The sequence below is a fragment of the Lysinibacillus antri genome (assembly GCF_003977595.1).
Classification (GTDB): domain Bacteria; phylum Bacillota; class Bacilli; order Bacillales_A; family Planococcaceae; genus Ureibacillus; species Ureibacillus antri.
This window is the reverse complement of record NZ_RYYR01000004.1, coordinates 26965-41718: the sequence shown is the minus strand read 5'-3', so window position 1 is coordinate 41718 and position 14754 is coordinate 26965. Positions and strand designations below refer to the sequence as shown.

The window sequence follows — 14754 nt, the reverse complement described above, 5'->3', positions numbered from 1 at the left end:
TCGAAAATTTTAAAAAATTAAACTACACATCAGTAATATTAAGTGCTATATTATTTTATATATAATAATACTTTAGCCTCATTTATAGCACATGCTAGAATATTATTTTTAATAACGTATATAGGTGGGTTTTTATGAAAAAACAAAAAAATCTTGTATTACGTCTTTCTCTATTAACTATTAGTATTTTTATTCTGTTATTTGCAGTATTTAGTATCACAACGAATGTACTAGTTTATCGTAATAGTGTTGAACAAAGTGAAATCAATATCCAAGCAAAAACTGAAACTGCTTCAAAGGAAATTCAACAAGTATTCGAAAAGACAATTAGTTTATTAAAGACTGAGAAAGATTCTATAGCATCGTTATATAACCAAGGTGAGTTAAATACAGCTCAAGTGGTGAATTTACAACAACAAGTTCTATCCACAAATGAAAATATTTTAGGTCTTTCTATAATACTAGATCCTAGTAAATTACAAGAAACTAGTGAGAATGAAACCAATTACATTAACAACTCCAATCACTTTGCCCCTTATACTTATAGAGATACAAACAAAATCGACAATATGCCTATAGATGATACTGCACAAGCCGAGTGGTATACAAAACCAAAAGAGTTAAAGAAAACTTATATTACTGAACCATACGATTATGATCTTAATGGAGATATCGTTTCTTTAGTTTCCGTTACAGTTCCAATTATAATAAATGATGAATTTTTCGGCGTCGCTTTAGCCGATTTCACACTTAACTTTCTAGATGAGATTGTTGCTAAAAATGTACCAGATACAGCTTTACAACGTGTTATTTCACCAGCTGGCATTGTCATTTCTGATAGTTCAGGAATGGAAAGTAAACATCAACAAATGTCTAATTACGTTACGGAATGGGACAAGCACTCACAATCTTTGCAATCTGGTGAGAAGGTATCGTATTATGCAAAATCCGATATATTTAATGAAGAAACATTCACATTGCTTACGCCATTACAAATCGATGAAAATATAGGCAAATGGATAATTGAAACATCTATTCCGAAGTCATCTATATTATCAACTTTTAATTCAGTTATTAAAATATCAGTGGTTGCCGCAATATTAATGGCTATTATCCTGGCAGCATTAACTTATTATTTTATCTCAAAAAATTTAAAACCATTACAAAGTGTGAAATTTGCACTAGAAGAAGCAGCAGCGGGTAAATTAACGGTGGAAGTTGAAAAAAATCGCCTTAAAAATGATGAAATTGGCGCAGTTGGGAATGCATACAACTATATGCGTGAACAAATGTATACAGTGGTTCAAAATGTAAGTAATGCCTCTGATCTGATACTCGATCAATCAGAAAAAATGAATCGTTCAGTTGAAGAAATGTCTCAAAGTAGTGAAGAAATTTCTCGAGCGATTGAAGAAATTGCGAAAGGTGCACAAGTCCAATCAGAGGAAATTGACCAATCGAACAGTCAAATGTCCGCTTTAGGTGAAAAAATTGATATTCTTTCAAAACTGTCAAATGAAGTACTCATTAGTATCCAAGAATCGAACAACCAAGCGAAGATGGGAATGGATGAAGTAGAAAACTTACGTCAACAAACGAGTGAAGTAACTACCGTTAATAATGAGTTAGATATTCAAATGGGCAATTTAGAAGAAAAACTTCAAAGTATTAATAAAGTCATGGTATCCATTCAAAACATTACTGCGCAAACCAATTTACTTGCACTAAATGCATCCATTGAGGCAGCCCGTGCTGGTGAACATGGGAAAGGATTTGCTGTTGTTGCTGAAGAAGTGCGTAAATTAGCAGAGCAATCCCAACATGAAACCGAAGAAGTACAAAAAACAGTGTCATCCATCCTTCAACAAGCCGAGCAGACATCTCAAATTGTCCAAAAAAGTAATGTATTAGTGTCTCACCAAAAAGAATCTGTTAGTCGTACAGAACTTGCATTTAAACAGCAACTAACTGCGGCAACCCATATAGAAAGTCGTATCAACCAGTTTATTGAACGCTTAAATGTTATGCTTCAAGAAAAAGAAAATACAATGTTAGGTATGCAACAGATTGTAGCAATTTCCGAGCAATCCGCTGCAAGTGCAGAAGAAGTAACAGCAGGTGCAGCCGAGCAATATAACGAGATGGAAAAAGTAGCAATTATGATGAATGAATTAAAGGATTTAGCCCATGAATTGAAAATCACTACACAAAAATTCACGTTATAACACCCAAAAAGTGTACCTTAGATCAGCTATTCTAAGGTACACTTTCAAATTAGTTAAGAATGAATCGCCTTCCAAAAAACTGCTCTAGCAGCATCGCCTATATGTTCACTAACGGTTGGGTGTGGGAAAATCATTTTTGATAGATCATCTGCATTTCCACCTGCTACTTTTACCGCTAACATCGAATTTAAAATTTCCGTCGCACCGTCGCCAACAACACAAGCTCCTAAAATCTCATGTTGATCTTGGGAAGCGATGAACTTAATAAATCCTTCTGTATTCCCTTCCATCAATGCTTTTGGATTTGTTCTGAGCGGTAATGTTGTTACAATACATGGTTCTTTTACTTCCTCTTCCAATAAGCCAAACGTTGCAATTTCCGGGCTCGTATACACACATCGAGGTACTGTTGTTTGGTCGATTGGTTTTGGTTTATTTCCTAATATTGCTTCTACTGCATGAATCCCTTCAGCACTTGCCGCATGAGCTAGCTGGAATCCTCCGATAATATCCCCGATTGCATAAAGGTTTGGAATGCTCGTTTCATATTCATCATTTACTTTAATAAAACGCCCATCCATTTCCAAATTCAAATCTTTTACAATTTCAAGATTTGCTCTTCTTCCTGTGGCAAATAGTAAATTTTCGTATTCATAATTCCCACGAGATGTAACGATTGAGTTTTCACGTATTTCTTGGAACTCAAAATCGAGTACGAGATTAATGCCTAAATCGTGCATTTTCTGACGTATAATTGGCCGCGCTTCTGGTTCTTCCGTTTGTAAAATGTCTTTACTATGATTTAAAATCGTTACTTTTGTGCCAAACGGAGCTAAACTAAAGGCCATTTCGACAGCAATGACTCCCCCACCGATAATCGTTAATTGTTTCGGTAGTTCGGTAATATTAAAAATCGTATCAGTTGTGTGATAGTTGGCTGTTTCAATCCCTTTAAATGGTGGAACAAAGGGCTTGCTACCAGTTGCCAAAATAATATGTTTCGATTGAATTTTTTCATCATTTACCGCCACAACGCCATCTTGTAGTAGTTTTGCTTCGCCTGTAAAAAATGTAATTGATGCATTTTGGACAAATACATGGATATCATCAAGAAGTTGTTGAATCACCACTTCTTTACGTTGCATCAATTTTGGGAAGTCAATGTCAATGGTTGGTACATGAATCCCCCACTCATTGGCACGACGTATTGTTTGGATGACTTTACTATGCTCAAGCATAATTTTTGATGGAATACATCCAAGATTAAAACAAGCGCCACCCACTTTTCCTTTCTCCACAAGTGCTACTTTCAATCCACTCTTCGCTGCATGAATGGCTGCTACATACCCACCAGCACCTGCTCCAATTACCGTTAAATCAAATTTCTTCATGGTCTTCACCTCATTGTTAACGATAGCATTACTCCATTGGTAAAATCAATTATTGTTATAATATTCGCATTTTGCTGGAAAATTAAGAAGCTCAAACATAGAGCGGATATCTATCCAAGTTTGGCGGGATTTAAGTCTGATTTGGCGGAATTCCACGCGATTTTGGCGGAAATCGAGCGTGATTTGGCGGGATTCTATACGATTTTGGCGGAATTATCTCTATTTAAAATATAAAAAAGCATTCTAACGGATTGGATTATCCAAAAGAATGCTTTCTACCATTATAGTACTGTCGCTTCAGGTTCGTAGCTAATCATATCCACAATCGTGTTATTTTCTCCCATAATAGCTACGGTTGGTTGATGATTTTTTACTTCATTGTTATCAACATAAACATAAGAAATAATAATGACAATATCACCTTTTTGAACAAGTCGTGCAGCTGCACCATTTACACAAATGACACCACTTCCACGTTCTCCAGCAATTATATACGTCTCAAAACGTGCACCGTTATTATTATTTACAATATGAACTTTTTCATTTGGTAACATTCCAACTGCATCTAATATATCCTGATCAATTGTAATGGAGCCAACATAGTTTAAATCAGCTTGCGTCACCTGTGCTCGATGGATTTTACTATTCATCATCATTCTAAACATTTTTAGTTTCCCCTTTTAGCGCAAAAATTATATTATCTATTAATCTCGTTGTGCCAATATAAACAGCAGTTGCCAATAAAAATTGTTCTGTATCTTCTTTTATATCCGATAAATCTGGGTAGGAAAGGAATTGTAAATAATCGATTCGTCCAGATGTTTTCTTTTCAATATGGTTTGTCGCTAGCGCCACCGCTTCTTTTACTTCTCTCGTTGCTAAAAAATGTTCCTTAGCAATTTGTAGCGCCTCATAGATAGCAGGTGCTTCTTGGCGATGCTGTTTTGATAAATAAACATTTCGAGAAGATTTCGCCAGTCCATCTTCCTCCCGTACAATAGGAACAGTACGGATTTCAAGCGGGAAATTAAAATCTCTCACAAGGGTTTGGATAATTGCTACTTGTTGCGCATCTTTTTGCCCAAAATAGGCAGTCGTTGGTTCTACAATATTGAATAATTTTGATACGACTTGTAACACACCATCAAAATGACCTGGTCGGGATGCCCCACATAATATTTCGGATTGTCTACCTGCACGAATCGATATTCCCCCATCTGTTGGGTACATTTCTTCTACTGATGGTGCGAAAATGACGTCCACACCAACAGAGTTCGCTAGTTTGCAATCTCTATCTAAATCTCGTGGATACGATTCAAAATCTTCATTTGGACCAAATTGTGTTGGATTTACAAAGATACTCATCACAACAAGATCATTTTCTCTTTTTGCTGTGCTCGCTAGTGTTAAATGGCCTTCATGTAAATAGCCCATCGTTGGAACTAAGCCAATTGTTTCGCCTTCATTTTTGCTATTTTTAATAATTGATTTTAGTTCTGCAATTGCTGTTACAACTTTCATTTATTTTACGCCCCCATAAATTTGCGTTAATTCTTCTTCTTTCATCGTAAAACTATGGGCAAGTGTAGGGAAAGTATTACTTTTCACAGCCTTTGTATAAGCTTTAATCCCCCGCTCCACCTCATCCCCTACAAATGAGAAACTCTCGACAAATTTAGGGATATGATGTTTCCCAAAACGTAATAAATCATGGAATACTAATACTTGACCGTCTGCATTTGGACCGGCACCAATTCCGATTGTTGGGATCGTTAATTGGGCAGTTACCACTTCTGTTACTTGATGTGGGATACATTCTAATACGACAGCACATGCACCTGCTGCTTCCACTGCTTTTGCTTCTGTCAGTAGGATTTCAGCTTGTTCTGCCGTTTTTCCTTGCACTTTATATCCACCTAGTACGCCTGCTTGTTGTGGTTGTAACCCTAAATGCGCTACAACAGGAATTCCAGCATTCGATAACTTTTTAATAACATCACAAACTTCTCCTGCACCCTCTACTTTTAAAGCATTCGCACCTGTTTCTTGCATCATTTTTACGGCTGTTTTTAATGTATCATTCACATCACCATGGTAAGATCCAAAAGGCATATCCACAACGACAAATGTATCTTTGGCACCTCTTCGTACAGCCTTAGAATGATGAATCATATCATCAACTGTAACGGGCATGGTAGAATCATAGCCTAAAACAACCATTCCTAATGAATCACCAACTAAAATCATATCTACTCCTGCTTCTTCAGAAAATTTCGCAGCAGGATAATCGTAAGCGGTAATCATCACAATTTTTTCGTGCTTTTCTTTCATTTTCAAAAAATCCGATACACTTTTCATTATTTTCTCCTCCTTTTTTGTAAAAGAAGAAAACAGTTGAAAAACCACTAGAGTGCTAGGTTTGTAGTTTTTCGTATACTGAAAAACTTTATTCCAGTAAAAAACCCTTCTGTCCAAAAATGAACAGAAGGGTAGCGTCGTCAAAATTAAAAACGCAATTGTTTTCTTCCGTCCCTGTCTATTTAGATCAAGGCAGATCTTTTTAGTAGTTTGTAAGTTTAAAAGGTACAGTTCCACATAGATACTGTCCATAAACTACTATAACAAGTTTTGAAGAAAACGTATAGTAAATAATATTGACCTATTCTTTTAATCTAATATACAACCTATTCAAAGATTTACGTCAATTCAATATCAGCGGAATAGACACCTTTGATTTCCCCATTATCTAGTTGAATTTCCAAGACACCTGATTCTGTAATTCCAATGGCTGTACCTTCAATCACTTCACGTAAAGTAGTTGCTTTAATCCGTTTGCCTATCGTACCTGATGATTCTTCCCATAATGCTTTAATCGGTAAAAATCCTTCACTTAAATAAACATTCGTATAGTTTTCTAAATAGCTTAAGATCGTTGCCACCAGTTGCGCCCGATTAATTGGTTCATGTTCTTCGATGGATAGAGACGTGGCAATGGATTGTAAACTTTCAGGAAAATCTTTTAGTTGCTGATTGGCATTAATGCCGATTCCAATTAATAATGCTTCTACTCTGTCCATTTCAGCTAGCATCTCTGTTAAAATCCCCGTACATTTACGCCCATTGATTAATATATCGTTTGGCCATTTAATCGTTGGCGTAAAGTTTTTGTACAAGGACTTAATTGCATTGACTATCGCAACTGCTGCCACTAACGTAAATTGAGGTGCCTGGGATGGGGGGACATTCGGTCGAATAATGACGGTCATCCATATCCCCTTGCCTTTTGTCGATTCCCACGGTCTTGCCATACGCCCTTTTCCATTCGTTTGCGTTTCAGCAATGACTAATGTACCGTCCTGTGCCCCATCTTTAGCTAATTCATGGGCGATTATTTGTGTAGAAGTACATTCCTCTAAATAATGAATACGCTGACCGAATCGTTCAGTAGTTAAAAAGGAGGTTACTCTAGCAGGATCTACCTTATCCGGAGTTGATGATAAAAGATAACCTTTTTTCTTAATCGTCTCAAAACCATATCCTTCTTCTTGCAGGGTCTGCAAATGCTTCCAAATAGCTGTGCGAGAAATTCCTAGTTCGTCGGCTAAATGTTGGCCAGAGATGGGGGTGTTATTAGCAAGTAAAAAACGTTTTAATATTTCATCTTTCATTGATAAAGTCATTCATAAACCATTCCTTCAACGTCAGTTCGTCATTTTTTACATATCCATTTAACACGGCAACAATTGCGGCATCTAATGCTACTTTGATCCATGGACCTCTTTTTTTATCTGTCCACTTCATTAAATGATTGCCGTTTATCGCTAGTTCATCAACCGATTGAATTGTTAAATGATCTTTTGTTTCTTTGATTGTTGTTTTTTCAAAGGGAATATCTTTGTTTTGCCAAATTGCAAAATCATAGGCAGTTTCTAACACAATTAAATCGTTGGAGAAGTAGTCCATCACATTCCATTCTTTTAACAATGCATTATACGCATTTAACACTTTTCGAACAAAGGTCTTTTCTCGATTCGATAAACGATAAAAATCAAATATATCCTGAATTTCATCACGATTTAAAAGACATAAATATGCCCAACCAACCTCTGACTTGTCTGTACGAAACTGTTCCCAATGATTTTTATTCTCCTGAAAATTACCAACTAAATAAGTAGCTAATTGGCTTTCAATTAGTGCTAAAATCCCCTGGTAAACATTTTGGCCTTTCCACATTTTCGAAAACTCCATAGCAATTCTTTCACGCGCAATAAATTCGATTAGGTCACTATCTTGTTTTATTGCTTTTAATGTGCTTTCATCAATTGTAAATCCTAATTGGGCACTAAATCGAATCGCTCGTAGCATACGTAGGGCGTCTTCACGGAAACGAACGGATGCATCACCTACAGAACGAATGACACCGTTTTTTAAATCGTCTTTCCCATTAAAACTGTCAACAATGTCACCGTCTTTAGTAATCGCCATTGCATTAATTGTAAAATCACGACGTTGTAAGTCTTTTTCTAAGTTCCGTACGAATGTTACTTGTTCTGGTCTGCGGTAATCGATATATGTACTTTCTGTGCGATAAGTTGTCACTTCAATCGGTAGACCTTCATCTAGAACAAGTATTGTACCATGTTCAATCCCTACATCAACTGTGGCTGAAAATATTCTTTTCACTTCCGTTGGCAAAGCACTTGTGGCAACATCAATGTCATTTACTTCTTTTCCAAGTAAATAATCCCTGACTGCACCACCGACAATAACTGCTTCAAAACCTGCTTCTTCAATTCGGTTCACAACACGATGAGCTACTTGCCATTCCTCACTGTTCATCATACTCGTAATGCCACCAATCGTTCATATAATTGTACATAATGATCGATAATCGGATCAGCTAAAAATTTTGTTTGTACGGTATTAATTGCCGCTTGACGGAAAGTGATTAATTTTTCAGGATCAGATAATAATTCAATTGCGTATTGGGCTGCTTGATCTACATCTCCAAGTTCTACAACAAAACCATTTTCACCATGATCAATTACTTCTGGAATCCCACCAATATTTGTGCCGATTCCAGGAACTCCACAAGCCATTGCTTCTAATAAGACTAATCCAAACGCTTCTTTTTCAGATAACAATAATTTCACATCACTAATACCGAAAAGTTCTGCCACATTTTCCTGTTTTCCTAAAAATAAAACATCCTCTTTATAAGGAGACATTTTTACTTCTTCTAATACACGATGCTTTTCAGGACCGTCTCCAACTAATAATAGCTTTGCTGGCATTTTTTCACGCACTTTAAAGAACGTACTGATGATATCTGGTAAATTTTTGATTTTCCGGAAGTTCGACACATGGATCAAAACACGCTCATTTTCTTTTATTCCATATTGATCTTTTAATAAACTCGAATCGATCGGTTTAAAAACGGACTCGTCTACAAAGTTATAAACGGTCTCAATTTCTTTCGTTGTGCCGATATAGTCATACGTTTGTTCTTTTAACGAATTGGATACAGACGTAACAATATCTGATTTTTCAATACCATAACGGATTGCTGGAGCAAGGGTTGAATCTTGACCTAAAACAGAAATATCTGTTCCATGTAATGTTGTGACGATTCCAATATTTTCACCAGACATTTCACGAGCCAGTACTGCACAAACCGCGTGAGGTATTGCATAATGAACGTGTAGCACATCTAATTTTTCTTCTTTAATTACATCCGCCATTTTACTAGCTAATGCAATGTCGTATGGCGGATATTGAAATACTGAATAATTACTTACTTCTACTTCGTGGAAAAATACGTTCGGATATAATTTTTTCAGTCGAAAAGGAACGCTTGAGGTGATGAAATGAATTTCATGACCTCTCTCAGCTAACATTTTTCCTAGCTCGGTTGCAAGCACTCCAGATCCACCCACTGTTGGATAACATGTAATACCTATTTTTAATTTTTTCATCCGACGTTCATCCCTTCTTTACAATATTTAATTATTTAATTCATTTATTGTTGTCATTCAATTAAACGAGTCAATTAATCAAATACCTGTACCTTGTTCCTTTTATTTTGTTTTTGCCAAAATAAAATCGCGCATTCATCAGAAGGTCAATCTATTCAGCTTTAACTATTTCTTCTTTCTTGAATTAGTCTCCAGTCCACAAAACCTTCCTGTAAACCTTTTAATAAAATTTCAGCTGTTCCCATATTTGTTGCTAACGGTATATGATAGACATCACATAAACGGACAAGTGCTGTTACATCTGGCTCATGCGGCTGCGCAGTTAATGGATCTCGGAAAAAAAAGACCATATCCATATCATTGTTCGCAATCATAGAACCAATTTGTTGATCTCCACCTAATGGGCCAGATCGAAATCTTGTAACTGTTAGACCCACTTCATCTTGAATGCGTTGACCTGTCGTGCCTGTAGCAAACAAGTCATGCTGTTGTAGTATATCTTTATAGGCGATGGCAAACTCAACTAGACTATCCTTCTTACGGTCATGAGCAATTAGTGCTATTTTCATTTCAACCATTCCATTCTTATAGGATATTTTCTAATCCGTATACTAATTCTTCTAAAGTCATTACAGTTTCTACACAGAACATAACACCACTCATGAAAGACTCCCGATTGAAAGAATCATGACGAATCGTTAACATTTGTCCTTCCCCACCAAATATTACTTCTTGATGAGCAACTAATCCAGGTAAACGAACTGAATGAATTCGCATTCCTTCAAAATCTGCACCTCTTGCACCTGCAATTGTTTCAATCTCGTTTGGATGCCCTTGTTGCTGACTTTCACGTACTTCAGCAATCATTTGTGCTGTTTTCTTACCAGTACCTGATGGCGCATCCAGTTTACGGTCATGATGAAGTTCAATAATTTCAACATTTGGTAAATACTTCGCTGCTTCTTTTGCAAATTTCATCATTAAAATTGCCCCAATTGCAAAGTTCGGTGCAATGATACAGCCACAATGTTTATCTCTAGCTAAATTTCTTAGTTCCTCTAATTGTTCATCAGTAAAACCAGTAGTACCAATGACAGTACGAACATTATGTAACATCGCTTCTTTTGTATGCTCATAAACGGAATGAGGATTTGTTAAATCAATTAATACATCAGGGGACGTTTCGGATATTAATAATGATAAGTTTGTATAAATAGGAACATCTAAGTTTGGAGGAAACATTTCAAGTTGTGATAAACTTTCTCCAACATGTTTATAATCTAATGCTGCAACAAGTTCCATGCCCTCACGATTTACTACTGTTTTTACAGCTTCTGAGCCCATTTTCCCTCGAGCTCCTGCAATTGCTACGCGTATTGTCATATTTGTTCGTCCTTTCGTGTCCAACGATCTTTATCTCTCGTTTCAAACTTCTTTACTACTTTTAATAATGCTTCATCTAATCGGATACCTTGCGCATTTGCAAAACATACTAACACAAAGAATAAATCACCTAGTTCTTCTTCGATACTATTGTCCGACTCAGATTGTTTTTTCTTCTTTTGACCATAGACGTGTTGTACTTCTCGAGATAATTCGCCAAGTTCTTCTGACATTCTAGCCAAAAGTTCAAATGTCGGAAAATACCCTTCCTTATATTGACCTATGTATTGATCTACTTTTTCTTGTAGATGTTGTAAAGTGTATTCATTAGACATTATTATCTCACGCTCCGTTATTATCGTATATAATTTAACCTATAGTTGTCAAAAGAAGAAATGAACAACATAATAAATCGTACATCACAGAAATAGAAATGGAAATATCTTTTGTAATTAATTGGAGGGTTTATTTTGAAAGATTTGAAATTACGTAATATTCTTGGAATACTATTTGGTGCTGCCATCTATAGTTTTGGTTTTGTTCATTTTAATATGCAAAATGAATTAGGTGAGGGTGGATTTAGTGGGATTACATTAATTCTCTATTTCACGCTCCATTTAGATCCTGCAATCATGAATTTAATCTTAAATATTCCCATGTTTATTATAGGATGGAGACAATTTGGTCGGAAAGAATTTATCTACACAATTATCGGAACAGTAGGGGTTTCTATATTTTTAAGAATCTTTCAACGATATGAAATTAACTTAAATTTACAAGATGATCTATTTTTAGCCGCTCTCTTTGCAGGTGTATTTGTCGGGGTAGGTCTTGGCATTATTTTCAGAATGGGTGGCACTACTGGCGGAGTCGATATCATTGCTCGTGTCGCAAATAAGTATTTAGGTTGGAGTATGGGCCGTACGATGTTTTTATTTGATTTCATTGTGCTACTTGCATCATGGGCTACCTTCTTAGATGCACGTTCTATGATGTATACGCTAGTGGCAGTATATCTTGGTGCGCGTGTCATTGATATGGTACAAGAAGGCGCTTATTCTGCAAAAGCCGCCCTCATCATTTCAAATACCCCAGAAACAATTGCCAAAGACATTTCAGAAAAAATGGGACGAGGTATTACCATTTTCCATGGCTATGGACATTATACAAAACAATCAAAGGATGTATTGTATTGTATCGTCGGAAGGAATGAACTCGTTCGTTTAAAATCGATTATTCGCGCCAATGATCCGAGCGCATTCGTATCGATAACCGATGTAAAAGATGTTACAGGTGAAGGATTTAGGATTGATGAATAAGAAAAGGCTTAGCGTTACATGCCAAGCCTAATTTAATAAGAGGCAAATTTTCGTGTTGTTTGTCTCTTATTATTTACTCATCTAATTTTGTTAGCAATTCATTTACATACTTTGCAACTGCTTCAATTTCTTCTTCACTTAAATTATCAGCAAATGCAGGCATTGTGGTACCGCCATTTTTAATTCGATCTACTACATTATCGTAATCCTCTGCGAATTCACTTAATTGTAAATTTGGTCCGTTATGTCCATTTACGCCCAGATTACCATGGCAAGATAAACAATTCCCCTCATAAACTGAAGCACCTGCTGCATAAGGGTCTGCCTCTGCTGTTGCACCAGTTGTATCTTCTTTTACTGCTTCTTCATTTTTACCTACCGATTCTCCTTTAGTACCTTCTGAAGCATCAATCACTGTTCCATCCCACGAGCCGTCTAATTTAAACGTATACACTTTATCTCCATGAACAGATCCCGCTAAAGAGTTCCCAGCAGCAAAGATTGAAAGATATTGTTCGCCATCAATTTCATACGTGATAGATGGCGCATTTGCACCAGCATCCATTTTGTAGCTCCATACTTCTGCTCCGGTTTTAGCATTGAATGCAACTAGGCGACCATCATTATGTCCGACGAAGATTAAATCACCAGCTGTGGCAAGTACACCTGAGTATGCATTGGTATCCCATACAACTTGCCATGCAATTTTATTTGTTTTTACATCCATGGCCGTGATTGTTCCACGTACAGGTGCATCCGTTACAGGGACAAAAATACTACCAATCCACATACCACCTTCTTCATATGCATCCTCATCATGACGTGTTAACGCAATGTATGCATCTGTTCCAATAACATAAAAGTATTCTGTTTCTGGTGAGTAAGCTGAAGGCGGCCAGTTCGCCCCACCAAAGGCTGAAGGTTTAAGCGTTATTGGTTCATCCCAGAATGGAGTAAAAATAGAACCGATCTTTCCTTCAAAATCATCACTTAAATCTCGTTCTATATCTTCCTCTGTTACTTGTTGCGGAACAAAGGAATCACCGACTGGGAATGGCTGCGTTGGCGATGTTTTTTGTTCAGCTAGTTGAGGCACAGGCTTTTCTTCAATTCCAATTAAAGGCTCCCCAGTTTCCCGATCTAAGAAGTAAATCCATCCTGTTTTACCTGCTTCACCAAGTGCTTTTCTCATTTCACCATTAATTTCAACATCAAACAGAATGACAGGGTTCGTTGGATCTAAATCCCAAATATCATGATGAACTTGTTGGAAATGCCATACATATTCACCCGTTTCAGCATTGAGCGCAACAATGGAGTTCGCGTATAAGTTATCACCTTCACGCTTACTACCATCTAAATCTGGTGCAGTATTTCCTGTTACAAAGTAAATATTCCCTAGTTCTGGGTCTACTGCAGGCGTATTCCAAACTGGTGCTCCACCATGTAACCAGTTTTTATTTTCATCATTTGGCCACGTATCGCCATGTTTCTCATACGGTGTAGGAATTGTATACCATCTCCACACTTCATGACCATATTCCGCATCATAGGCCATAATACGACCCCGAATTCCATACTCACCACCAGATACCCCAGTATAAACTTTCCCGTTGTAATATAATGGAGCACTTGTAACTGTATAGCCTTCTTCCCAATCTGCAACTTCTGTTTCCCATACTACTTCTCCAGTTTTTTGATCTAATGCCACTAATCTAGCATCTAATAGTCCCGCAAAAACTAAACCTTCACCAACAGTTACGCCTCTAGTAGTCCAACCACAACAAACTGTATCAAGCTTTTCCTCTATATGTGGTCTATACTCCCATATTTTTTCTCCTGTTTTTGCATCCATTGCTAAAACATCATTTTCAGCAGTTGCGATATACATGACACCATCTTCAACAATCGGTGTCGCTTCACCGGAAAATTTCATATCTAAACTTGCACCTAAACTCGTTACCCATTCCGGTTTTAAATCTTTTATTGTGTCCAGGTTAATATCTTCTAATTGAGAAAAACGACGATTATAGTAGTCTCCCCCATGATAACCCCATTCTTCTTTAGCATAATCCACTGCAATTTCTGGTTGACTAGAACTTTTACCTTCTTTCGTACTTTCCTCTTCATTTGTTGACCCAATACTAAATCTAGTAGTTTTTTCTTCCGGTTCGTACATAATTTTTTTAGTAACTGCTCCAGCATAAAATGCAAAAAAGATGATGACAAGGATACCGATTAAACCGAATAATAGCATTTTTGATGCATTGATCTTCATTTAATCCCCCCTTATTGTTTAATATGTAATGTGCAAAATAGCACTTACATAACCAAATGTTGGTCGTACATTTTATTACTAAAGGAGGAAATATATTATTCATTTTAAAATATAATTTTACTAAATGGCTCAACACCTTATTAAAAAAACAAAAAACCCAACCAATGATGGCCGGGTTTTTTA

The 14754-nt window shown here is 36.6% G+C and carries 13 protein-coding genes; 2 read left to right on the top strand and 11 right to left on the bottom strand.

Annotation, left to right across the window (positions count from 1 at the left end):
- Positions 1-134: 134 nt before the first annotated feature.
- A complete protein-coding gene (locus tag EK386_RS04005) occupies positions 135-2225 on the top strand; it encodes a methyl-accepting chemotaxis protein (RefSeq protein ID WP_126657739.1) in 2091 nt (696 codons plus the stop codon).
- Positions 2226-2278: 53 nt separating this feature from the next.
- On the opposite strand, the gene lpdA is transcribed toward EK386_RS04005, so the two are convergent.
- The 10 genes from lpdA to EK386_RS03955 all read right to left on the bottom strand — a co-directional run bounded on the left by lpdA (position 2279) and on the right by EK386_RS03955 (position 11309).
- Positions 2279-3616: a dihydrolipoyl dehydrogenase gene (gene lpdA / locus EK386_RS04000; protein ID WP_126657738.1), complete on the bottom strand. Its 1338-nt coding sequence runs from the start codon at positions 3614-3616 to the stop codon at positions 2279-2281.
- A gap of 281 nt (positions 3617-3897) precedes the next feature.
- The gene (gene panD, locus EK386_RS03995; protein WP_126657737.1) at positions 3898-4281 is read right to left on the bottom strand and encodes an aspartate 1-decarboxylase; all 384 of its coding nucleotides are present in this window, start codon (positions 4279-4281) and stop codon (positions 3898-3900) included.
- Complete coding sequence (gene panC, locus EK386_RS03990) at positions 4274-5137, bottom strand: pantoate--beta-alanine ligase (RefSeq protein ID WP_126657736.1); 864 nt, start codon at positions 5135-5137, stop codon at positions 4274-4276. The genes panD and panC overlap by 8 nt, the downstream gene beginning before the upstream one ends.
- Positions 5138-5974, bottom strand: coding sequence for a 3-methyl-2-oxobutanoate hydroxymethyltransferase (panB, locus tag EK386_RS03985; RefSeq protein WP_126657735.1), 837 nt, complete (start codon positions 5972-5974; stop codon positions 5138-5140). It lies immediately after the preceding gene.
- A gap of 338 nt (positions 5975-6312) precedes the next feature.
- Positions 6313-7296 (bottom strand): biotin--[acetyl-CoA-carboxylase] ligase, encoded by a 984-nt coding sequence (locus tag EK386_RS03980; RefSeq protein ID WP_126657734.1) that lies wholly within the window; start codon positions 7294-7296, stop codon positions 6313-6315.
- On the bottom strand, positions 7274-8458 hold the full coding sequence (locus tag EK386_RS03975) for a CCA tRNA nucleotidyltransferase (protein ID WP_126657733.1): 1185 nt from the start codon (positions 8456-8458) through the stop codon (positions 7274-7276). Before EK386_RS03975 ends, EK386_RS03980 begins: the two co-directional genes overlap by 23 nt.
- The gene (gene bshA, locus EK386_RS03970) at positions 8455-9591 is read right to left on the bottom strand and encodes an N-acetyl-alpha-D-glucosaminyl L-malate synthase BshA (RefSeq protein WP_126657732.1); all 1137 of its coding nucleotides are present in this window, start codon (positions 9589-9591) and stop codon (positions 8455-8457) included. Before bshA ends, EK386_RS03975 begins: the two co-directional genes overlap by 4 nt.
- 161 nt (positions 9592-9752) lie before the next feature.
- The gene (gene mgsA / locus EK386_RS03965) at positions 9753-10160 is read right to left on the bottom strand and encodes a methylglyoxal synthase (RefSeq protein ID WP_126657731.1); all 408 of its coding nucleotides are present in this window, start codon (positions 10158-10160) and stop codon (positions 9753-9755) included.
- Between the two features lie 16 nt (positions 10161-10176).
- A complete protein-coding gene (dapB, locus tag EK386_RS03960) occupies positions 10177-10974 on the bottom strand; it encodes a 4-hydroxy-tetrahydrodipicolinate reductase (RefSeq protein ID WP_126657730.1) in 798 nt (265 codons plus the stop codon).
- Positions 10971-11309, bottom strand: a complete 339-nt coding sequence (locus tag EK386_RS03955; protein ID WP_126657729.1) for a nucleotide pyrophosphohydrolase — start codon at positions 11307-11309, stop codon at positions 10971-10973. The genes dapB and EK386_RS03955 overlap by 4 nt, the downstream gene beginning before the upstream one ends.
- A 132-nt stretch (positions 11310-11441) precedes the next feature.
- Between EK386_RS03955 and EK386_RS03950 the strand changes: the two genes are divergently transcribed.
- Entirely contained in the window at positions 11442-12293 is an 852-nt protein-coding gene (locus tag EK386_RS03950) for a YitT family protein (RefSeq protein ID WP_179965999.1), read from the top strand.
- A gap of 73 nt (positions 12294-12366) precedes the next feature.
- Here the strand turns inward: EK386_RS03950 and EK386_RS03945 are convergent, their stop codons facing one another.
- Entirely contained in the window at positions 12367-14571 is a 2205-nt protein-coding gene (locus tag EK386_RS03945) for an outer membrane protein assembly factor BamB family protein (protein ID WP_246027571.1), read from the bottom strand.
- Positions 14572-14754: the final 183 nt, after the last annotated feature.

Coding starts and splice junctions, on each gene's coding strand:
- EK386_RS04005 (WP_126657739.1), top strand. CDS start 135: ATGAAAAAACAAAAAAATCTTGTATTACGTCTTTCTCTATTAACTATT.
- lpdA (WP_126657738.1), bottom strand. CDS start 3,616: ATGAAGAAATTTGATTTAACGGTAATTGGAGCAGGTGCTGGTGGGTAT.
- panD (WP_126657737.1), bottom strand. CDS start 4,281: ATGTTTAGAATGATGATGAATAGTAAAATCCATCGAGCACAGGTGACG.
- panC (WP_126657736.1), bottom strand. CDS start 5,137: ATGAAAGTTGTAACAGCAATTGCAGAACTAAAATCAATTATTAAAAAT.
- panB (WP_126657735.1), bottom strand. CDS start 5,974: ATGAAAAGTGTATCGGATTTTTTGAAAATGAAAGAAAAGCACGAAAAA.
- EK386_RS03980 (WP_126657734.1), bottom strand. CDS start 7,296: ATGACTTTATCAATGAAAGATGAAATATTAAAACGTTTTTTACTTGCT.
- EK386_RS03975 (WP_126657733.1), bottom strand. CDS start 8,458: ATGATGAACAGTGAGGAATGGCAAGTAGCTCATCGTGTTGTGAACCGA.
- bshA (WP_126657732.1), bottom strand. CDS start 9,591: ATGAAAAAATTAAAAATAGGTATTACATGTTATCCAACAGTGGGTGGA.
- mgsA (WP_126657731.1), bottom strand. CDS start 10,160: ATGAAAATAGCACTAATTGCTCATGACCGTAAGAAGGATAGTCTAGTT.
- dapB (WP_126657730.1), bottom strand. CDS start 10,974: ATGACAATACGCGTAGCAATTGCAGGAGCTCGAGGGAAAATGGGCTCA.
- EK386_RS03955 (WP_126657729.1), bottom strand. CDS start 11,309: ATGTCTAATGAATACACTTTACAACATCTACAAGAAAAAGTAGATCAA.
- EK386_RS03945 (WP_246027571.1), bottom strand. CDS start 14,571: ATGAAGATCAATGCATCAAAAATGCTATTATTCGGTTTAATCGGTATC.